The 21,907-nt window shown below is 43.6% G+C and carries 12 protein-coding genes; 6 read left to right on the top strand and 6 right to left on the bottom strand.

Features of this window, described 5'->3' with window-relative positions; genetic code table 11:
- Nucleotides 1-16: 16 nt before the first annotated feature.
- Genes OAG1_RS10205 through OAG1_RS10230 form a run of 6 tightly spaced genes read right to left on the bottom strand, consistent with a single transcriptional unit; the run spans nt 17 to nt 16,028 of the window.
- Nucleotides 17-928, bottom strand: a complete 912-nt coding sequence (locus tag OAG1_RS10205) for a substrate-binding domain-containing protein (protein ID WP_338626314.1) — start codon at nt 926-928, stop codon at nt 17-19.
- Nucleotides 925-1,530 carry an OmpA family protein gene (locus OAG1_RS10210; protein WP_152784767.1) on the bottom strand — a complete coding sequence of 202 codons (606 nt, stop codon included), beginning with the start codon at nt 1,528-1,530 and terminating at the stop codon, nt 925-927. Before OAG1_RS10210 ends, OAG1_RS10205 begins: the two co-directional genes overlap by 4 nt.
- Nucleotides 1,527-2,843, bottom strand: a complete 1,317-nt coding sequence (locus OAG1_RS10215; RefSeq protein WP_338626315.1) for a TolC family outer membrane protein — start codon at nt 2,841-2,843, stop codon at nt 1,527-1,529. Before OAG1_RS10215 ends, OAG1_RS10210 begins: the two co-directional genes overlap by 4 nt.
- A gap of 16 nt (nt 2,844-2,859) precedes the next feature.
- Nucleotides 2,860-4,179, bottom strand: coding sequence for an HlyD family type I secretion periplasmic adaptor subunit (locus OAG1_RS10220; protein WP_338626316.1), 1,320 nt, complete (start codon nt 4,177-4,179; stop codon nt 2,860-2,862).
- Nucleotides 4,172-6,295 carry a type I secretion system permease/ATPase gene (locus OAG1_RS10225; protein ID WP_338626317.1) on the bottom strand — a complete coding sequence of 708 codons (2,124 nt, stop codon included), beginning with the start codon at nt 6,293-6,295 and terminating at the stop codon, nt 4,172-4,174. Before OAG1_RS10225 ends, OAG1_RS10220 begins: the two co-directional genes overlap by 8 nt.
- Before the next feature lie 7 nt (nt 6,296-6,302).
- Nucleotides 6,303-16,028 (bottom strand): hypothetical protein, encoded by a 9,726-nt coding sequence (locus tag OAG1_RS10230; RefSeq protein WP_338626318.1) that lies wholly within the window; start codon nt 16,026-16,028, stop codon nt 6,303-6,305.
- Between the two features lie 412 nt (nt 16,029-16,440).
- Here OAG1_RS10230 and nifH point away from each other — a divergent pair, with 412 nt between their 5' ends.
- The 6 genes from nifH to OAG1_RS10260 all read left to right on the top strand — a co-directional run bounded on the left by nifH (nt 16,441) and on the right by OAG1_RS10260 (nt 21,886).
- Nucleotides 16,441-17,319 carry a nitrogenase iron protein gene (gene nifH / locus OAG1_RS10235; RefSeq protein ID WP_016403298.1) on the top strand — a complete coding sequence of 293 codons (879 nt, stop codon included), beginning with the start codon at nt 16,441-16,443 and terminating at the stop codon, nt 17,317-17,319.
- Between the two features lie 42 nt (nt 17,320-17,361).
- Nucleotides 17,362-18,807 carry a nitrogenase molybdenum-iron protein alpha chain gene (nifD, locus tag OAG1_RS10240; RefSeq protein WP_338626319.1) on the top strand — a complete coding sequence of 482 codons (1,446 nt, stop codon included), beginning with the start codon at nt 17,362-17,364 and terminating at the stop codon, nt 18,805-18,807.
- A gap of 90 nt (nt 18,808-18,897) precedes the next feature.
- Complete coding sequence (gene nifK, locus OAG1_RS10245) at nt 18,898-20,469, top strand: nitrogenase molybdenum-iron protein subunit beta (protein WP_338626320.1); 1,572 nt, start codon at nt 18,898-18,900, stop codon at nt 20,467-20,469.
- 56 nt (nt 20,470-20,525) lie between these two features.
- The gene (gene nifT / locus OAG1_RS10250) at nt 20,526-20,738 is read left to right on the top strand and encodes a putative nitrogen fixation protein NifT (RefSeq protein WP_016403295.1); all 213 of its coding nucleotides are present in this window, start codon (nt 20,526-20,528) and stop codon (nt 20,736-20,738) included.
- Nucleotides 20,739-20,783: 45 nt separating this feature from the next.
- Nucleotides 20,784-21,458 (top strand): NifB/NifX family molybdenum-iron cluster-binding protein, encoded by a 675-nt coding sequence (locus tag OAG1_RS10255; RefSeq protein ID WP_338626321.1) that lies wholly within the window; start codon nt 20,784-20,786, stop codon nt 21,456-21,458.
- A complete protein-coding gene (locus OAG1_RS10260) occupies nt 21,446-21,886 on the top strand; it encodes a hypothetical protein (protein ID WP_338626322.1) in 441 nt (146 codons plus the stop codon). The genes OAG1_RS10255 and OAG1_RS10260 overlap by 13 nt, the downstream gene beginning before the upstream one ends.
- The last annotated feature ends 21 nt before the right edge of the window (nt 21,887-21,907 follow it).

Consider the following 21,907-nt stretch of genomic DNA (forward strand, 5'->3'; position numbering starts at 1 on the left):
AAGCTAAACGCTGCATCTATTTGTATCCTCCGGCTATTTCTGGTTCTACTTGATTTAGGGTAACTAAATTGCGTTGTATGGCTTCTTCTGGCAGCGGAATAAAACCGTACTTGCGCATTCTTTGTTGCGCTTCTTGAGTCTGAACATATTGAACAAACTGTTTAAATGCGGGGGCAGGGTAACTGCCGCTAGGTGCCAAATTTACGTACATATAGTAGACGTTGGCGAGGGGGTAACGACCCGACAAAATAGTTTCGTGGTTTAGGTCAAAATAGTCGCCGCTGGCATCAATTAGCTGCAGGGCTTTTGCTTGGTCGAAGTTGCTTTGATATAGGGTATAGGCGATAGCATTGGGCTGTTGGTTAAGGGTAGCTAAAAGTTGAGCTGCTTCAAGCTGCTTTACAGAGCTTTGTTGTTCGCCTTTGCAGGCAACGAGATCGGTAAACTTCTTGTGTTGCTTGAGTTCGTTTAAGCCTGCGTAAGTTTGTATCTGATCCTCGCTGGAGCTCAGTTTTAGTGCATTCCAGCTTGATGAGATGTTTGTGTCGTTACAAGCAAATAGTCTTGCTAGAGAGCGCATATCTATGGCGTTAACCGGATTCTTTGGGTGAACTAATATTGCTGCTGCATCAGAACTGAAAAACAGTTCGGTGGGTTGGTAACCATAACGCCTAACAAACTCGGCCATGTCGCTGTCTAGCCAACGTTCAGAGCTAATGCCAACGTAGCCTTTACCTTCAATAAAACTGTGCGCAACATTATTAGTTTTGATGATGCCAAGTTGCTTGCTTAGTTGGGCATGTTTAACTAGCTCTTTTACTGGCTCTACCAGCTCATTTTCTACAATTACGCGATGATGATTATTAGCCTGAGCAATAAAGCTAAACAGAAAACAAACAGATACAAGTACGCTACGAGATAGAATCATTGTTTAACTCCTTGTTGGTTCGTACCTTGTTCTGAGCTGTATATGGTCCACTGTTGTTGGGCTTGCAATTGTTGCTCTTTAAACACCGCTATTACTCGTCGCTTTCGCTGTTCTAGTTTTGCGGTGTATTCAGTTTCTTGGTAGTACTCTTGCACCAGTATTTGGTCTGGGCTTATGCCTTTATTAAACAGCGCTTGGCTAATGGCATTGGTGCGCTTTACGGCTAGTTGGTGATTGTAATTTTCGCTACCTTCACTACTGGTATCGCCAATTAAGGTAACTTGTAGTGTGGGTTTTTGTTTAAGCTGAAGAGCAATTTTTTGTAATGTCTCTGTTTGATCACTCCTGAGAGTCGCACTATCCAGATCAAATAGAATACTTTGAACCAGGTAGTTTTGGTGACTAAGCCAAACAGCACAGCCATTGTTGTCGACAATCGTTCCAGCTTGAGTGTTTCGGCACTTGTCTCGTTGGTTGATGACTCCGTCGTTGTCGTGATCTCGTAGATCATCGATTTGGTGGCGACTTAGCCGAGTATCTGGTTGGTGGGAGCAAGCTATTAGTAAGCTGGCACTAAACACAGTTGCGATAAGTTTAATCATTTATTGTTCGCTCCTGTTTGCCATTGTTCGGGATACTCAACACGTAACGCGTATGTTAATCGTCCCATTGCATTTAAGATCCTATAAGCTGCTAGGGTGTGTTCGTAATCGGTTTCTATATAATTTTTACGGGCTAGAAACACTTCTACCTTGGCATCTAATACGTCTAACAAGCTGCGCCTTCCAACATTAAACTGCTCGATGTACCCCAGCTCTGCGGCTTTTGCTGCGTCTACATTTACCTGTAATAGCTGTTTTTGTTGAGCCAGAAGCTCGTAGGCGTGCCAAGCTAATGTAGTGCCTTCTACAACCTCGCGTTGGGCGCGAATTCTGGTATTTCTGGCTTGTTCGCTACGCCATGCAGCTGCTTCGGTATTGGCTATGGTTCTGCCACCGCTAAAAATGTCGTAACTCATTGTAAGCATGATTCGAGCATCACGATCAGGGCCTCTTAATCCACCTACGTTTTCATTGCGATTGGCCACTGCTTCGATATTAAACTCTGGGTAATAATTGCCTTTTTCTCGGCGAGTTTCTTGGTGAGCGGCTTCTATGTCAGCCATTGCTGATTGGATTTCTGGGTGCGCGTCAATACCTTGCTGAATGGCAATTTCTTTATTGGGTGGAATAAGCTGATAATCGAATTGTGGTTTAACCAGATTATCGGGAGTTTTACCGACTAAGCGGGTGTATTGAGTGCGCAAATCGTAGAGGTTATTGGTTGCCGCAATCATCGAGCTTTTTGAAGTGGCCACACGAGCGGATATTTGTGCAAGGTCTGAATTACTACTTAAGCCTTTTTGAGTGCGCTCCAAAATGTCGTCATAAATTTCTTCATGCTCTACAACATTTCGCTGGCTTAACTCTAATACTGTTTGAGCTTTTAAAGTATTTAGATAAACGCGTATTACATCTAATGCAACGTTTTCGGCGTCTGATAACAGCAATAAACGTTCTGATTCAGCCTCAAAACTTAATCGAGATATATTGGCGTTGGTTTTTAAGCCGTCAAATAGTAATTGAGACGCTTTAATGCCTACCTCAGTTCGGTTCATGTTTCGCTCGTCGCTGGGTATTTGTACACCACTGTTATAGTAGGTGTCTTCGTAACCAGCTGCGGCGTAAACATTAAGTTGTGGCAAATAGTCTGCTTGAGCGCCGTCTACATCGCGCAACACAGATTGAAAGCGTGCGTATTGCCCAGCAATGTCTGGGCTGTAATCAATAGCGTAAGCTACCGACTGTTCTAGTGACAACGCTGCGGCATTTGCGCTAAATAGGCAAGCAACAGCGGTTATTACAGATGATCGCATTCCTTTTCCTCATCCGTTAGGGTTCACGAAGAGCGTTAGCTTTAGCCCGCAATAAAGGTTTCAGCCAGTAGCTCAATACAGATTTCTCCCCGGTTAGTATGTCCACCATAGCTTGCATACCGGGGATTACTTGCAAGTTAGTGTTGTTTGTTTGGTCTAATTGAATATGGGCTTGGTAATAGGTGCTGCCATCTTCGTCTTGAAGGGCATCTGGGCTAACGTAGCTCACAACTCCTTGTTGGCCGCCGTACACTACAAAGTCAAAGGCGGTAAACTTCACCATGGCGGGCAAGCCTGTCCGGATGAAGCCAATATCTTTAGGGGCAATTTTAGTTTCAATTATCAATTGACTATCTTTCGGGACAATTTCCATTATTGCTTCACCTGGGCGAATCACGCCACCGATAGACCTAACAAGAATATCCTTAACGGTCCCGTCTATGGGAGCAACCAGCTTGGTTCTATTTAGTTGATCAGCAACTGCGTGCTGGCTTTCATCTAACTGAGCGAGTTTTGCTGATACTTCGTTAAGCTGTGCTTGTGCTTTGGTTCTAAATTCAACGGCTATGTTACGACGCTCTAAGATTGCTTCGTTAATAGCAGCCTTTAGTTTGCTGGCCATCAGTTGTGCGCTTGCGATATCTCCATCTAGCTGAATTTTGTCGCGTTGTAGTTTTAGTAATTCGACTTTTGCAACAGCACCGCTAGCAACTACGTCTTCTAACATTGATATTTCTTGCGCGACTACGGCTAAGCTGTGTTGCAGAGTTTGCTGATTGCCAAGCGCCTCGTTAAGCGCTTGGGTTTGTTGTTCTATTGCTAAAGTTGCTTCTTCTAGTTGGGCGTTAAGTTGGCGGATCCGTTGTTGGTAGTTAGCGGTAGCATTGGTTTGAGCCCGTTGGTTTTGGTTAATAAAGCTTAACTCAAGAGGTTTAACTAACACTTGATTTGTCCAATTGGCGCTAGCATTGTTGATACTAACGCTGGCTAATTCGGCTATAAGGCGAGTTTCTTGAGCGAGCAGGGTGCTACGTTGTTGTTCGCTCTCTTGAAAAGCCGCTCTAAAACGTGTGTCTTCTAAAGACAATAGATGTTGGCCTTGGCTAACTTGATCACCCACTTCTACATATAGCTGTTTAACAATGCCGCCTTCTAAACTTTGAATTTTGCTAATGGCAGATGAGGGTACTACTTTGCCATTACCCACAATAACTTCATCTAAAGTAGCCAATGCAGCCCATACAACTAAGCAGATGATAAGGCATCCGCAAAGCCATATTATGTGCCTAGATTGTTGCGCTAAGCGTTGTTGTTGCCAAGCAAGTTGATTAGTCATGTTTGGCCTCCCTTACCACACTAACAGAGTGACGTTTTTTACTTTGAAGCCCTAGGATCACATCGGCCTTATCATTGGCGACGATATGGCCCCTTTCCAATACGATGATCCGATCACAAATACTAAGTAAACTTTGTTGGTGCGAACTTATGACGATGCTCATGTCGCGGGGGAGTTTAGCTAAGCTGTGTTTCACTAAACTTTGGCTGTTGTTATCTAAGGCGCTTACGGGCTCGTCTAGTAGAAGTAGTTTGGGTTTATGGTATAAAGCTCTCGCTAGAGCAACTGCTTGCCTCTGGCCTCCTGATAGCAACATACCGCGTTCGCCCACTTGGCTTTCGAGTCCGTTACTCATTCTGCTTAAATGGGCCTGTAAGCCAGAATGTTGAATCGCCCAGGTTAGTTTTTCTTCATCTAGCGATGTGGTACCTAGCAAAATGTTTTGTACTACCGTGCCAAACACCAATACCGGGTCTTGTCCTAACCAGCCTATGTGTTGGCGTAATACTGTTGGTGCCCACAATGTGGTATCGATGTCTTGGTAACTGATTTGACCAGAGCTAGGTGCATATTGATTAGCCATTAATGAAATAAGGCTAGACTTGCCAGAGCCTGCGTTGCCAATTAGCCCCAAGCGCTCACCAGGCATTAATTGTAGGTTAATGTCACTTAAGGCATTGAAATTGTGCTCTGGATAGCAAAAGCTCACGTTTTCAAAACTGATTTTACCTTCAAAGTTGTTTGCTTGGACTTTATGCTCTGCTTGATGTTCTTGCGGTAATGCCATCACTTGCTCGAGCCCTTGTATTGCTGCTCGGCATTGTTGGTAACGTAAAATAAGCATAGATAACTGATTAATTGAACCAGCTGCTCGTCCGCTTAACATTACAATTGCGATTAATCCGCCCATACTCAGTAATCCCTCTGAGATACGGTAAACACCAATAACCACCAGCCCAATGGTGACAACTTGTTGGCTAGTAACTATTGAGTGGCTGATTAGATTGCTTAGATGGCGAGAACGAATTTGCCAGTCGCCCATTTGGCTTGTTGTTTGCTCCCATTTTCGCTGATTGACGCCTTCAGCGTTAAATTGCTTGAGCTCGGTAAGGGTAGTGAGGCTTTCAAAAAGCTCTGCCTGTCGTTGGGTAGAGAGCTTTGCACTTTGTTCCATACTGGCAGCGATTCTAGCTTTCATTATCAAACTAAAGACAATTAAACCGCTTAATACAGCTAATGGAACAAACACCATAGGACCACCGAGCCATGCAATCAAGGCTAAGAAAAAAAGCGTAAAAGGAAGGTCAACCAAGGTGACTAAAGTTACCGAGGTAAAAAAATCTCGAACACTATCAAAGTCTTGTATTTGCCTAGAAAACGCACCCACTGATTGTGGTTTGTTTTCTAAACGCATGCCTAATACCTTCTCCATAATGCTCGCTGAGATGGTGTTATCTATTTGCTTGCCTGCCATGTCGGTGATGTTGCTACGCGCTTTACGTAGCAACCAATCAAATATCAGTGCAATAGTTACGCCTATAGCAAGTGTCCATAGGGTATTAAAGGCTTGGTTTGGCACCACGCGGTCGTAAACATTCATGGTAAACAACGGAACTACCATGGCTAATAGATTGATGAAGATAGACGCGACCAGTAAATCTCTAAACCATGGTTTTGCTTGTTCAAGAGCCTTATAGATCCAATGCGTTGTTTTACCTTGGTGTAATTGTTCAACCCTTTGATCGGTGTTTTGCAGTGGGGTGATCAACCAAGCTTGTTCGGTTGTTTCTGCCATAAAGTCTGCGACAGCTTGTTGCTGGCTATTAGGCTGGTTGGTGTTTTGATAGATAACTACATCTTTGGTGATCGAAGAGACAATGCGTAACTGTTGCTGTTTATCAACCACCAACAATAGTCCGGTAAATTGCTTAGGTTGAATAAGTTTAATCGGTGTGGCTGAAAGCCCCGCCTGTACACAAGCTCGTGCATAGTAGTCAGCTTCTAGCTTGCCGTTTGCAAGCGGTAAGCCTCTAACAGTCACCGACTTATTAAAATGGAGACCGAAATATTTGCATAGCCACTCTATGCTCTCTAGCCAAGCATCCTGCTTATCCATGTAGTTTTTAACTCACTATTAGGTTTTGGTCATCAATCATTTTTTGAAGTAAATCCGATTGGTCTGCAAGGCTAGCGTCGCCTTTGTAAAGTTCATCCAAACTCACGCCCGATAACTGGATACTTTGGGTGACGTTTGTGGTGTCAGGTTTTATTTCTAACAGGGTAGAGCCTGATTGCTCGCTAAGCTGAATGTATGTTTCGGCGCTACTTCCGTTGTTAACGCCTAAGCCATGCAAAATACTGCTCAGGTCTATGGCATCTGCTTTTTCTGCTGCGTTAAAATCGCTAATGGTATCGAGATTTGGATTGCCGGTGCTGCCAAGATCTTCTGTTCTAAAAGCAAAAACATCGTTATTTAGTCCGCCTGATAGTAGGTCGTTACCGGCACCGCCAATAATTAGATCCTGTTGAATTCCGCCATCTAAAGTATTATCGCCAACAGGGCTTAGTGATATTTCGAGTTCTTGGCTAATACCCTCAGCTTTGTTGTCATCTAGTGTTGCCGAACTGTCGATTAGTAATGTGAAATTGGTTGCTGAGTTTTGGCCGCCTGTAATGGCTAAATCTGCAACTTCATTCATCATAAATTCTAGCTGGCCGTTATTGCCCGCTTGGCCAGCTATTTCTATACCGTCGGGGATCCCAGAAATAGTTATTTTGCCTTCCTCTCCAGCGGCTGGGTTAATTAAATCCATACTTATTCCCAGAGGAATATCGCCACTTTGCTCAGCATAAATATGGGAATACTGCAGTTCTACTATGGGAGGATCGGGCAGGGGGCTGATGTTAATCGTTAGGTTTTCTGTGGTTACATCGCCTAAATCACTCACTTCGCTACCTAGTACAAATGCACTATCTTTGGTTTGGGAGAAAAGTGTTACATCTAGTTGGCCAAATGCGTCTCCGGCATACAGTTGTAAACTTGTCACTGAAGCCGCATTAATAAGCAATGAAGCAATGTAGCCTGAGCCGTTATAAACAAAATGCGCTTGTTGGCCATTAATAACAATGCGGTCTAACCCCGTTAGAGCTGAAGCATCAGAACTGTTATTAACCTCTAGGCCAACCAATATCTGTTCATTACTATCAGTTTCAAAACTGCTTATATTAAGTGGGATGTCGATGGCTATGCCCTCGTCAGAGCTTAAGCTTTCTGGCACTTCGAAGAATTGGCTATCATCACCGACCGGATTAACACCCACCACAAAGTCTTGAGTACTTACTTTAAAATCATTGTTTGCAGTTTCTAGGCTTATGGCTTCGAATATCAGCGGAATGTCGCCGCTAAAATCGAGAGGTGGCAGTATGTAGATTTCAGATAATTGGCTAATGTCTAAACCCCAGGCATGGGTTGGAGCGCCATTGAAGCTTCCACCATCAGCACCATTGTTTTGTAGTAGTTGATAGTTACTGCCATCAAAATAGCTGAGTACAGCTCCTTCTGGCACGCCGTGAATACTTAACGACGTAGTTTCTGAGCCGTCTAAGTCTATTTGGTGGGCGGCTAAACCATCTAATTGAATATAGTTGTCTTCATCTCCGCTGCTGTTAATGGCTGCTAGCAGAACTAGATCGGCAACTGGTTGAACTTCTATCGTTAAGCTGGTGTTTTTGGTTTGGGTATCAAGCAGGCCATCGGCTGAATCAGTGATGTTGGCTGCTACGTCTATGGTAAGTTGGCCACTAAAATTGTTGGGTGGTCTAAACTCAATTTCATTTAGCCTAGATGGATCTATTACTGTCCACGTGTCGTCTCCGTTATTAGTTATGATTGCTGAGTCACCAATAAAACTGCTATTAGCAGGAACAGTAAAGATTAGGCTATTCACGGTTTCTATACCTTCACCTGGTATATTCGAGTCGCCCAAAACAAAAGCCATATTGAGATTTGTACTAGTATCTTCTTGGATGACGTTGTTACTAATGGTGAGGGATATGTCGTCGACGATGGGCTGTACTAAAATACTGATTGTTTGCTGCTCGGAGATGCTATCCCCAGTACAAGTATCAGTTACGATCACCGTAACAGGAATGTCTAATTGGCCAGCGTAATCTTCATCTAAGCCAGTTATTGTCATCGTTTCGATGGCACTAGCGGAAATTGTATAGCCGGTAACGTTTCCTAATGCGTTGTATTCGGGATAGATTTCAGCACCTTCTAGCTCCACGCCTTCGGGTAAATCGTCTACAGATATGTAAAATGAAATCACGTCGCTAGGGTCATTGGCGATATCGCCATTTAAATGGCCGCTTACGTCTATGTCTTGCCCTTCGTTGGCATCAACGATTGAATTGGATAAATCTCCGGGAGCTGAGGGAGTACAAGGTACTGTGTCTCCACCAGAATGACCGCTTACTTGAACTTGCAGTGGGGCTGAAATGTAGCGCGCATCTTCATCGTCAATCACCCTTGCTCTAATTGTAATAGTGACTTGATCAGTATTCAGCGCGCTGTATAAGCTTGCGCCAGCCAAAATGTCTGCCGCGGTTTCTGCCACAGAATCACTGGTTAATCCGTTTGCCGGAATAATCCAATTGTTGTTGGCTCCCATTATTGCCCCGTTAGGGTGTTCTACCTGAAAAAATTCACCTTCTGGGATTACGATTTCTATGTAGTCTAAGTATTCAGAACCATCTAAATCTGAATCAACAAAAAGCACGCTACCATCTAGTGAGATAGCGCTTCCGTCGTTGCTTTCTAAGGGGCTTGTGATTGCCTCTAAACGCGTATCCAGTTCAACTCTGCCTGCCACGTCTATCTGCAGATTTGCAGTGAGATTTTTTGTATCGGTAGCGCCAGTTGGTGAGGTATCAACTATTTGGTAACTAATTGGAATAGTAAAGTCGCCACTAAGATCAGCGTTAGCTCGAATAGTTAATTGTCCGCTAGACAAAAAGTTGGCTAAGTTAGTGGTGTTAGGATCAAACAAGGTGCTTAAGTCTAATCCGCCTGGCGGAATCAATGCTGGGACTCCATTGATAAATAAATGTAAGTCACTGGGTAAACTAGTGATGGTGTATGCAGTGATAGTTTCACTACCATCACTATCTGCGCTTAAAGGAGGCATTAGATTTAGTGAAACATTTCGGTCTTCTACTGCTTGGGTGAATAAACTAGCACCATCGTTTTCATCTACCACCGGAGATACTTCTATGTTTACGGTGTATTCAAATTCACCGCTGTCGCCATCGGGCTCAGTAGAAATAGCTTTAATATCGAAGCTTAATTCACCACTAAAGTCATCATCGGTTTTTACAAATAGCTGTGACAGAATGCTATTGTTTACTTGATATATAGCCCCTGTTACTGGGTCTTTCCCCACCACTTCTAATGAGTAGGGATTACCTAGGCTATCAACTAAGCGTATGTTGTCGGGCAGATTAGTTATGAGTAAGTTGATGCTCTCTGAGGCGTCATCGTCTGAAGTTGAGAACTCAAAGTCTAAGGCGAATAATTGATCTTCATTAAAGCTAGCTTGATTGCTTATTACATTATTTGCTTGGTCGATAGCCCAGTTACCGGCACCTGCGTCGGCTACTGTTGGGGTATCAACGACACCTGTCAGAGATACTGTGATGATTTGAGCAGAGCTTTCTGCAGTGACAGGAGAGGGAACGAGGCCGTCGATGGTAGATTCGCTAGCAATTGCGGTTACACTCAGCGTTAAACTCTCTGTAAAGGAGCTTATATCTGGCTTGGGTATTAAACTCACTATGCCAGCATCAAGTTCATTAGCTTGCACAAGGTAGGTGTTTGGGCTGCTCAATACTGTAGAACCACCAGATACTTGCCAACCGTCTTGCACTACAATTTTGTAGCTTAAGGTCTCAGAACCATCAGTATCATTTAGTTGGCCTGCTATCACGTCACTTAGGTTAATGGCTTGATCTTCTAAACCTTTAATATTTCTCACCGAAAGGCTAGGTAAATCAGCTTCTGGTTGAACATTAATCGTTACTGTTTGGCTTGTTTGAGCTGTTTGGTCGCTTGCAGCGGCAAATGCATTGCCAGCTTCGGTTGCTATGGCAATTAAAGTGAAGGTGAATTGGCCTGCCAAGTTGTTATCGGCTTTTACTGTTATTTGGTCTAGTTGGTTTTGGTTATAGCTTTTGCCTTCTGTTACCGGGTTGCCATTTAAACTAAGTTGAAGCCCGTCGGGTAAATCTGCAAACTGATAGCTAAGTGTTTCTGAACCATCTATCGAATCGACTAAGTTAGCTGTAATGTCGAGGGTTTGGTTGCTATCGTCGTCTTCAACCATGTTGTATGTATATTGTGATGACCCACTCCAAGTTGGCGTGTCTGCTACAGGTAAAACAGATACCTCCAGATTGCTGCTGATCACGCGGTCACCGGAAAGGGTAGAAATGGTAGAACTAATCGCTAAGGATACTGAGCTGGTGGTGTTGGACTCGTTTTCGGCTGGTTGATAGCTTAATACTCCATTGGGTTTAGCGACATTGCCGTTAAACTGCAAATCGGTGATGGTAATCAAGCCACCACTAGCAACCAATAGGGTATTTCCAAGAAATAGGCTACCGCCATTTAACGACGTTTCGTCGATAATAATATTGGAAACGGCTTCATTTTGGTCGGTATCGCCAGGACGAACTTCAATAGATAAAGTAACGCTGTTATCTTCTGTTGTTTCTGCGTTTTCGGTTCTAATTACCCCTGGAGAATCGCCTAGGTTTAAGGTGGCTGTGCTAGTTACTTGGTCGCCGTCATTGTCTTCTACTATGTAGGAAATGGAATCAAGCAATGCTGGAGATTCAGTGACATTGGATTCTGTTGTTAGAACCAGTTCGCCATTGGCGTGTAGGGTTAGTTCACCGTAAACTTCGCTCAACAAATTTGGATTTAGTAAGTCTATGGTCACAGAGCTGTTCGCTGCTATAGCGTAGTTAGTGCCCATATAATTGAAGCTAACAATACTAGCCCCGTCGCTGCCGCTAACTGTTTCATTAAGTAACTGGGTGCTAAAACTTTCGCCTTCAACCAAATCTAAGCTGCGGTTTTCACTTTGGGGCGTATCGTCGGTAACAGAGACACTAAAGTTTGTACTTGCGCTAACATCATTATCTGCGTCTATAGCAGTAGCGACAAAATCTAGCGCTAGTAAGTTTTCGCCGTTACCATCGGGATGATCTAAGGCTGCGTAAAGCTCAAATTCGGTGCTGCCATCAGTATTTATTTTTATTTGAAATATTGGCTCTGCTAGATCGTTTGTTGCTATGTACCAACCGTCGTTATTTGCAGCCGCTAGATTGACAGGGCTTCCTCCAGATTGAATACCTAAGGCATTAAATGCTGCTGTATCTAAAAGAATGTCTGTGATCTCATCGCTACCAGCGCTTACTTTAATGGTTGGGCTAACTGTAGAAATGCCACTTGCAATGTTGCCATTGGCTAAATCGGATTCATTTACATCAATTTGCCCCGCGGTTTCAATCTTGGGATCTCTACCATCATAAATTGTGACTATTGAACTAGCAGCAATGCTAGTGCCATCAGTATCGGTGGCAGTTATTGGTAGGCTAAGCGACAGAGCATGATCTTGCGATGAATCTAAATGATCAATAGCGCTGTACAGGTTAAATGTTAACTCTACGTCAATAGAACTATTGGCGGCTAACTCAAAGTCGTCGGGTAAGCTAAGGCTGAATACTACTGTATTGCCATAAACAGCATCGTAAGTGCCATTAGCATTATCTTGCCAGCTTAAGGCTTGGCCATTTTGACTGATGGTATTGCCTAAGCTATCTAAAACTGGGCTACCGTTGGTGATATCAAGGAACAGCTTTTCTATTGGGTCTTGGTTAGCGGTTATCGAAACAGTGGTTGTGGCGGTTGAATTGATAGTGAGCGCTGTGTCTGGATCACGTGGTGTTTCGCTTACTTGTAAGTCTCCTACAGTGACCGCAATGTCATCACTGTCAGTTACAGTTATATCAAGCGCTAGTGATTGGGTGTCATTATCGCTATCCCGTACATTTATCTTAATAGGGAAATGGCTACCGTTGTTTTGGTCTAGCCCTTTATATAGAGAAAATTCATAGCTTAGTGTTTGACTTTGATGAGCATCGGTTAAATCGTCAATGACTATAGTGAATACTGGATCATTAACGTTATCTGTATAGGCTGTTAGGGTATTGCCACTAGGGCTTACTGCAAATGATAGGCTTTCACCACCACTGGTCATTGCTGTTTGCTGATTATCGAAAAAAAACTCGTCAATCGCATCACTGCCAATAGTTAAATCTATACTGCCACTGGCTGTAACTGTGCCTAAGTTTAATTCCGCTTCATTTAAGTTTAGGCTTTCATTATTGGTTAATTGCGGGTCATTCCCGTCGGCTAGTACCCAGTCAATTAAGCCAGGTTCGTTTGCGGTGCCGTCTAAGTCGCTAGACAAAATAGTGAGCTTAATAAAGCTTAAATCACTGCTACTAAACTGATTAATGCTATCAAACATGGTTAGCGTTGTAGTGCCATTTACCTCATTGCCATTCGCGTTTGCGCTTAAACTAAGGGTAAAAACCAAGCCAATATACGGTACTTCTGCGCTTATGGTTTTGCCATCATCACTCAGGCTGTAGCTAAGGTCTATTAAACTATTACCACTAGTTAGCGCTAATGATTCTAAATCAACCAGTGTCGTCTCACTAAACTTAACGCTATCAGGATCTGGGTTATCGCTACCGGGTTTAATGGTAAAGCTTTCTGTGAACACGTTGGGCGAGTCACTAAGACTACCTTCGGTATTGTATTTAAAATCATTAACAAAGCTGCCTTGTGAACCATCGCTTATCACAATGTTATTGTGCGCGGAGGCTGTGTCACCGGAGCTGTCGATAGCTTGATAATCAAAGCGCAATTCTTGTGCTTGTTGATGATCTAAATTTCGGTTAGCAACAAATAACCAATAACCTGAGTCATCAACCAACAGATACCCTTGCTCAGTAATGAATACCGCAGGCACAATTCCAACATCTTTAGTCACACCATCAACTGTGACTTGGTTAACCTTGAGCTCGCCATCCAAGCTATAATCGTTGGCAATAACATTACCAAAAACGCTATCACCCTCGGTAACTTGCGCATAGTCGTTAAAAAGCTGCGGCACCGAGTCTTTAACCAAAATTACTAGCGGGGTAAGTACGGTTTCGCTTGTGCCGTCTGCATCATATTGAGTGGCCGAGATTACTGGTGTTAAGAACGTTTCATCGGTATCAAGGGTATTGTCTAAGGCTTTGTAAATTAGAGTTTGAATGGAATTGTCAGCCAATACACTAAATCTAAACACCAACTCATTAGTATCTGTGGTTCTGCCTTCGAGTACTTTATTGTCGGCTGAATTAAAGATGGTTAAGTTACTTCCGCCAGATTGAATACTTACCAGCTCAGGTTGTAGTTCGGAAAAAGTGATCTCTTGAGCATCGAAAATATTAACGTTGGAGTTTGTGACTAATACACCAGCTTGATATAAGTCGGTTTCTAATAGGTTATGAGGGTCGGGCTCAGCAAGCAGCGGTAGGGCATCTTGCGTACTGTTTCCAGCTACATCACTCACCTCGGTTGTCAGTATCCAATTAGCCAACTTATTTAGTTCACTGGTATCTATATTGTTAGTTAGCCAATCACCGTTTTGATCAACGGTGGCTAAGGCAATAACAGTACGGGGGCCATCTGTAATAGTAATGCTTACTTGTTGGCCTGGTTCAACGCCGCTTGTAGTTCCTTGAAGGCTGGTGAGGACGCCAGCTTTAAATTGAGAGATACTAAATCCATCTAGAGTATCTATATCGATGGTGGGGATACTGCTGTCTAGGGTGATTACGTTAGTAACCGATGCCGGGTTGCCGGCAATGTCGTTACTTGTAACTGTTAACTGCAATTCACCGTCGGCCAAGCCACTTAAGTTTTCTACAACTTGCCAATGGTTATTTAGAGAGGTGGTGGTAAATTGTAAACTTGTGCCTAAGCTATCGGTAACGGTAATGTTTACTGGCTGGCCATCTTCAACATCAACCAATTCTCCTTCTAAAAGGCTTTGTCCCACTTCGGCTTGGTTGAGCGCGTTATCACCATTTCCTTCAAAACGAGCGCTAATTGAAGCTTGGGTGTCTTTGATGATGCTGGTGGTCGCGAAAACAGAGTTTCCAGCAATATCACTTGTAGATGCAGTTAAGTTAAGCTCCCCATCGGCTAGGTTACTCAGATTGCTGCTAGGTATTAACCACTGTCCGTTGGCGATGGTAGTTTGTAGGTTAAGGCTTGCACCATTTATATCGGTAATTTGAATATTAACTAACTGGCCATCTTCAACATCAGTTATTTCACCAAACAACCGTGTCGCTGGTACTTCTACGGCATTTACGTAGTTGTCGCCTTGGCCATCGAAGTTTGCGCTGATGTTAGCAAAGGTGTCCTTAACAATGGATGAGCTAGCACTCGCTAGATTGCCCGCAATATCAGAGGTGTTGGCGGTAATGGTTAAGCTACCTTCCGCCAAAGGTGTTAAATCAACATTACTGATTTGCCAGCTATTATTACTAACCGTGGTTTGAAAGCTTAGCTGCTCACCTTTATTGTCTGTAACCGTAACACTAACTATTTGGCCATCTTCAACGGCTGCAACTTGGCCGTATAGTAAAGTAGAAGGGGACTCTATAGCATTTATATAGTTGTCGTTAACTCCATCGATATCGGCAGTTAAGCTTGCGAGAGTATCTTTAATGATTGTAGAGCTAGCTGATGCAGGGTTTCCAGCTATGTCTACCGCGCTAACGTTAATGGTTAACACGCCATCTTGTAAGGCCGTCAAATCGGCGCTGGCGATGTTCCAGCTGTTGTTAAGCACTTGGCTGGTAAAATTGAGTTGTTGACCTGACTCATCAACAACTTGCACCAGTACCACTTGATTGTCTTCTATCCCGATTATGTTTCCATATAAGGGAGTAATTGCTTGTTCATACTGGTTTACGTAACTGTCGCCTTGGCCATCTATTTCCGCTTCAATAACAGCCGTTACATCTTTAATGCTTGAATCGTTGGCATCGACAAACTGCCCAAAGTAATCAGTCACGCTAGCGTAAACATCAATCGGTCCTTCATTTAGCGATTGAATATCGAGATCTTGGTAGCTGTAGCTATTGTTACTTACTACAGCCTCTACAGTTAGCGTTTGCCCAGCAGAATCGGTAAGCGTAATCACTACGATGCGACCATCTTCTACATCTGGTGCCTCGCCGGTGATTAGTACAGCTGGTACTTCAAACTGGTTTTCGTAGCCATCGCCGCCATCAACAATATTCACTGTTAATTGCGCTTGGTTACTTAAAGGGGGAATTTGGTCAGCTTGAGCACCCTGTTGATTGGTATTTGTTACAGCTTTCTCTGTCGCTTGTGTATTAAAGCCTGCTTCTGGGAGGGTTTCATCTAATGTGGGCTGTACACGAACGATAAAGGACGCGCCTTGGCTACCTTGCTCGCCGCTGAGGGGGGAAGTATTCCCAGAGTACAAGGGTGGGCTATCTTGTTGGCTGTTATTAGTTTCAGTGGAGTCGAGTTCGCTATCTGCTATGGTTTGTTCAGCATCACTCACTAGATTTTTGACTAGGGGGATGCTGCTATCGATTATTTCAGTTGGCTCTACCTTGAGCCAACGTCCATCACCCATGACTTTCCAAATTTGACCTTCGATGTCAACGTAGACAACTGGCTTCATCCTTTAGCCCTTACAGTAAACAAAATATGTCTAACATTATGTTTAGCACATATTTTTCAACATTGAGCAATTTGTAAACTAATTACTTAAGAAAGCCTTTGAAGGCTTCATCTTGTTGTCTGTTGATTGATGTTTATTTCAAAAATCTACTGTTTGCTAGCACAGATTCTTGACCCTCCTATACCTCTAATTAGTGTCTAAGCAACTAACAAACGCAGTGAGGTTGTGCGTACCGTTTACGACAAAGCCTACATTTGCAGCCTAAATTGTTTGTCTTGTGTACTCAATAATTTGCCGTCGAATAGTAGTAAATACTGAAAATACAACGGCTTATCATGTTTGCAGGAGTTTGGAACGGTTCTGGCAATAGCTACAGTGGGAACCGTTTATCAAGCTAATAGGAAGAAATGTTATGGCTATTCGTCAATGTGCAATTTACGGAAAAGGCGGTATTGGTAAATCTACCACTACTCAAAATTTAGTTGGTGCTTTAGCGGAAGCGGGCAAAAAGGTGATGATTATTGGTTGTGACCCAAAAGCCGATTCAACACGTCTAATTTTACATGCAAAAGCGCAAAACACCATTATGGAAATGGCAGCGGAAGCGGGTTCGGTTGAAGACATCGAATTAGAAGATGTACTTAAAGTGGGCTACGGCGGTGTACGTTGTGTTGAGTCTGGTGGTCCGGAGCCAGGTGTTGGTTGTGCTGGTCGTGGTGTAATCACAGCGATTAACTTCTTAGAAGAAGAAGGCGCTTATGAAGAAGAACTAGATTTTGTATTTTACGACGTACTGGGTGACGTGGTGTGTGGTGGTTTCGCCATGCCTATTCGTGAAAACAAAGCCCAAGAAATCTACATCGTTGTATCTGGTGAAATGATGGCGATGTACGCAGCGAATAACATTTCTAAAGGTATCTGTAAGTATGCTGCTACTGGTGGTGTTCGTTTAGCGGGTCTTATTTGTAACTCACGTAAATGTGACCGTGAAGATGAGTTAATTGAAGCGCTAGCAGCCAAAATTGGCACTCAAATGATTCACTTTGTGCCGCGTGACAACGTTGTACAGCAAGCTGAAATTCGTCGTATGACAGTAATTGAATACAACCCTAAATGTAATCAAGCTGACGAATACCGCACCTTAGCCAAGAAAATCATCGACAACAAAATGTTTGTAGTGCCTACACCGGTAACTATGGATGAGCTAGAAGAGTTGTTGATGGAATTCGGCATCATGGATGAAGAAGACGAATCAATCATTGGTCAAGTAGCTGAAGAAGCAACGGCTTAATCACTTATCTCAGTGAGTAAATTGATGCTATAGGAGGCAGCAATGTCAGATAAAAAAGCAGAGACTCAAGCACTGATTGATGAAGTGTTAGAAGTCTATCCAGAAAAAGCCAAAAAAGATCGCCAAAAACACCTAGGTGCAAACGACAGCGAAGGTGGTAATTGTATTACTGCTAACCGTAAGTCACTTCCTGGTGTTATGACTGCCCGTGGTTGTGCCTACGCAGGTTCAAAAGGGGTAGTGTGGGGGCCAATTAAAGATATGGTGCATATCTCTCATGGTCCAGTGGGTTGTGGTCAATACTCGCGCGCTGGTCGTCGTAACTATTACACCGGTTATACCGGGGTAAATAGCTTTGGCACCATGAACTTCACCTCTGATTTCCAAGAGCGTGACATTGTGTTTGGTGGCGATAAAAAGCTAGCAACCATGGTAGACGAAATTGAGATGTTATTCCCCTTAGCTAAAGGGATCTCGATTCAATCTGAATGTCCGGTTGGTTTAATTGGTGATGACATCGAAGCCGTGGCTAAAACCAAAGGCGCCGAGATTGGTAAAACCATCGTTCCAGTTCGTTGTGAAGGTTTCCGCGGCGTGAGTCAATCGCTTGGTCACCACATTGCTAACGATACTCTACGTGATTACGTATTGGATAAATCGGAAGACAAAGAAGTTGCTACCAGCGATTACGATGTGGCCATTATTGGTGATTACAACATCGGTGGTGATGCTTGGTCTTCGCGTATTTTGTTAGAAGAAATTGGTCTTCGAGTGGTGGCGCAGTGGTCTGGTGACGGTACTTTACCAGAGCTAGAGAACACGCCAAAAGTGAAAATGAACCTAGTGCACTGTTACCGTTCAATGAACTACATCTGTCGTCATATGGAAGAGAAATATGGCATTCCTTGGATGGAGTACAACTTGTTCGGTCCTACCAAGTGTGAAGAGTCATTGCGCGCTATCGCCGCTAAATTTGACGAGAAAATTCAAGCTAAAGCTGAAGAAGTTATCGCCAAATATAAAGAGCAGTGGCAAGCAGTGGTGGATAAGTATCGCCCTCGTTTAGAAGGCAAGAAAGTGATGCTTTATGTAGGTGGTTTGCGTCCTCGCCATGTAATCGGTGCTTATGAAGACTTAGGTATGGAAATTGTTGGTGCTGGTTATGAGTTTGGCCATAACGATGACTACAGCAAAACCGTACCTGAAGTGAAAGACGCCACGCTAATCTACGATGACGTAACGGGTTACGAGCTAGAAGCTTTTGCCGACAAACTCAAGCCTGATTTGATAGGTGCGGGTGTTAAAGAGAAATACATATTCCAAAAAATGGGTATTCCTTTCCGTCAAATGCACAGCTGGGATTACTCAGGTCCGTACCACGGTTTTGATGGCTTCGCTATTTTTGCCCGCGACATGGACATGACCTTAAACAACCCTTGTTGGGACAAGTTAACGCCACCATGGAAGAGTGCCAAAGCAGCCGCTTAAGTACTAGCAAGATCAGGAAGAGTGCATTAGCGCTTAAAAAATTAACTCAATTCGTAGTTCACAGATGAGTGGCGCGAAAGGAGAGATACAATGAGTCAACAAGTAGATGATATAAAACCTGGCTACCCCTTGTTTGAACAGCCAGAGTACAAAGACATGATGGCGCGTAAGCGTAGCGATCATGAAGAAGGTGTCAGCGACGAGAAGATCAAGGAAGTATTTGAGTGGACCACCACTCAAGAATACCAAGATCTTAACTTTTCTCGTAAAACCCTAACCGTAGACCCAGCCAAAGCCTGCCAACCATTAGGTTCGGTATTGTGTGCGCTAGGTTTCGAGAAAACCCTGCCATATGTGCATGGTTCTCAGGGTTGTGTAGCCTATTTCCGAACCTATTTTAACCGCCACTTCAAAGAGCCTGTTGCCTGTGTATCAGACTCAATGACTGAAGACGCAGCGGTATTTGGCGGCCAGAAAAACATGTTTGATGGTCTGCAAAACTCTTTAGCATTGTATAAGCCTGAAGTTATTGCCGTGTCTACAACCTGTATGGCAGAAGTAATTGGTGATGACTTAAACGCCTTTATCGGCAATGCCAAAGAAGAAGGCTACATTCCTAAAGAACTGCCTACACCTTTTGCTCATACACCGAGCTTTGTAGGCAGCCATGTAACCGGTTGGGACGGGATGTTTGAGGGTTTTGCTCGCTATTTCACCCTAAACAAAATGGACGATAAAACGGTAGGCAGTAATGGCAAAATTAACCTAATACCAGGTTTTGAAACCTACTTAGGTAACTACCGTGTTATTCACAAAATGATGCAACAAATGGGTGTGGATTACAGCCTACTTAGTGACCCATCAGAAGTGTTGGATACACCTGCTGACGGCGAGTACCGCATGTATGCAGGTGGTACGCCGCTAAGTGAGCTTGAAGACGCACCTAACGCAATTACAACAGTGTTATTGCAGCCTGATCAGCTAACTAAAACCAAAAAGTTTGTAGAAGGTACTTGGAAACATGAAGTTCCTGCATTGCAAATTCCAATGGGCTTAGATTGGACCGACGAATTTCTTATTAAAATTGCCGAGTTAACTGGCAAAGAAATTCCAGAAAGCTTAGCCACAGAGCGTGGTCGTTTAGTCGACATGATGACCGATTCACACACTTGGTTACACGGCGTGAGTTTCTCTATCTATGGTGATCCAGATTACCTAATGGGTTTAACTAAATTCTTACAAGAATTGGGTTGTGAAGTTAAACACATCTTATGTAACAACGGTGCTAAACGTTGGCGTAAGAAAATGGAAGCGCTTATTGCTGAGTCACCAAGCACTGCTAATGCCGAGATCCATGTAGGTAAAGACTTGTGGCACTTCCGTTCGTTGGTATTTACCAATAAACCTGACTTTATGATTGGTAACTCTTACGCCAAGTTTATTCAGCGTGATACCAAAGCAAAAGGTGAAGAGTTTGAAGTACCACTAATTCGCTTAGGCTTCCCGATCTTTGATCGCCACCATTTACACCGCAACACCACACTAGGCTACGAAGGCAGCATGTACATGCTTACCACCTTAGTGAACGAAGTGCTGGCAAAACTTGATCAAGATACCAGTGAAATGGGTAAAACAGACTATGGCTTCGACCTAGTACGTTAATCACTGACACCACAAGACAGGCCGGGGCTTTAGCCCCGGCCACTTAAGGAAGAGATATGCCAAACCTAATTATTAGCCGAGAAAGCTCTGGCGCGCTTCAAGCCTATATTGCCAAAAAAGATTTGGAGTTGCCGATTAACTCATTGCAGTTTGATCAACAAGATCAATGGGGTGGGGAAATAGAGCTTAGTGACGGTAGTAAATTTTATATTGAGCCAGTAAATCCTGCGCCAAGTTTACCTAAAACCTTTCGTGCAAGACGCGCTTAATATGCGCGAGTCCTGGTGATGAGATTGATACGCTAAGGAGTACCGATGAAATCAAACATTAACGATAACTTAGCGCTGCGATTGGCTGTGGCGTCTAAAGCGATTCCAGATATTGAACTAAAGCAGTTTGTATCATTGCTGGTGGGTCACTGCGGCGAACCATTAACCGAGAAAAAGTTAAGAGCCTTAAGCCCTAAAGTATTACGCGAAGTATTTCAAAGCTCTCGCTACAGTGCAGAGCGCAGCCAAGTAAATCAATTACACGCAATATTAAGTTCAGAGCAAATCAGTCCTATGGAAGCGCCGGTAGTACCGGAGCAGACCTTGCTAAAAGGACCGATTGTGCAACTTGCGGTAAGTTCTAATAACTTGGAGCGCATCGACGGACACTTTGGCTCTTGTTTGCGTTTTCTTATTTATCAAGTGAGTGCTCAGGGTTTTCAGTTAGTAGATGTTCGGCCGGTAATTGAAAACTTTAGTGGCGATGCGCGTACTAGCTACTTAATTGACTTAATCGGTGACTGCCAATTACTCGCCACCTTGTCGATAGGCGGGCCTGCTGCTGCTCGGGTGAGCCGCGCTGATATTTTGCCTTTGAAACAGCTTACGCCTCAGGCCGCAAGATCCATCTTAGAACGCTTGCAAACAGTTATGGATTGTCCGCCACGTTGGTTAGCTAAGTTGCTAGAAAAACAGGAGGCAGAAGCATGTCTACTATAGAGCCGGGTGTTACAGCAGAGCCGAAGCAATGTTCTTGCAAAGGTGAGGAGCAGCTACATAGCCCAAATCACTCATCTAGTTGTCAGTGTAACAGCCACCAGTCAGAAGACACAAAACCTAAGCATAGCTGCGGGTGTAAGCATGAAGATCACGCTGTCACCGAAGAGCTAAGCCAAAGCCTAATTGATAAGTTAGTGGCAAGTTTGGCTGATAAAAACGATTACCAAGCAAAGCTTAGCTGTTTTAAAAAACATCATCCAAGCATCCGTATTATCGAGTGCAGTGAAGATGATATGGCTGAACGAGAAGCGTTTATGAGTGCCAGTTATTTTGATTTATTCTTAATGGCTAAAGGCACTAGCTGCGCCAGATTAACCAATAGCGTTGATCTAGCTATTGGAGTCGTAATTGCTTTACACGAAGAGTGAGTTATTTAATAGATTCTTATG

It is taken from the genome of Agarivorans sp. OAG1 (assembly GCF_037076485.1).
GTDB lineage: Bacteria > Pseudomonadota > Gammaproteobacteria > Enterobacterales > Celerinatantimonadaceae > Agarivorans > Agarivorans albus.

What these genes read in the sequence shown, in the direction of transcription:
- nifT (WP_016403295.1), top strand. Translation starts at nt 20,526, where the DNA reads ATGCCAAACCTAATTATTAGCCGAGAAAGCTCTGGCGCGCTTCAAGCC.
- nifH (WP_016403298.1), top strand. Translation starts at nt 16,441, where the DNA reads ATGGCTATTCGTCAATGTGCAATTTACGGAAAAGGCGGTATTGGTAAA.
- OAG1_RS10255 (WP_338626321.1), top strand. Translation starts at nt 20,784, where the DNA reads ATGAAATCAAACATTAACGATAACTTAGCGCTGCGATTGGCTGTGGCG.
- OAG1_RS10220 (WP_338626316.1), bottom strand. Translation starts at nt 4,179, where the DNA reads ATGACTAATCAACTTGCTTGGCAACAACAACGCTTAGCGCAACAATCT.
- OAG1_RS10225 (WP_338626317.1), bottom strand. Translation starts at nt 6,295, where the DNA reads ATGGATAAGCAGGATGCTTGGCTAGAGAGCATAGAGTGGCTATGCAAA.
- nifD (WP_338626319.1), top strand. Translation starts at nt 17,362, where the DNA reads ATGTCAGATAAAAAAGCAGAGACTCAAGCACTGATTGATGAAGTGTTA.
- OAG1_RS10210 (WP_152784767.1), bottom strand. Translation starts at nt 1,530, where the DNA reads ATGATTAAACTTATCGCAACTGTGTTTAGTGCCAGCTTACTAATAGCT.
- OAG1_RS10230 (WP_338626318.1), bottom strand. Translation starts at nt 16,028, where the DNA reads ATGAAGCCAGTTGTCTACGTTGACATCGAAGGTCAAATTTGGAAAGTC.
- OAG1_RS10260 (WP_338626322.1), top strand. Translation starts at nt 21,446, where the DNA reads ATGTCTACTATAGAGCCGGGTGTTACAGCAGAGCCGAAGCAATGTTCT.
- OAG1_RS10205 (WP_338626314.1), bottom strand. Translation starts at nt 928, where the DNA reads ATGATTCTATCTCGTAGCGTACTTGTATCTGTTTGTTTTCTGTTTAGC.
- nifK (WP_338626320.1), top strand. Translation starts at nt 18,898, where the DNA reads ATGAGTCAACAAGTAGATGATATAAAACCTGGCTACCCCTTGTTTGAA.
- OAG1_RS10215 (WP_338626315.1), bottom strand. Translation starts at nt 2,843, where the DNA reads ATGCGATCATCTGTAATAACCGCTGTTGCTTGCCTATTTAGCGCAAAT.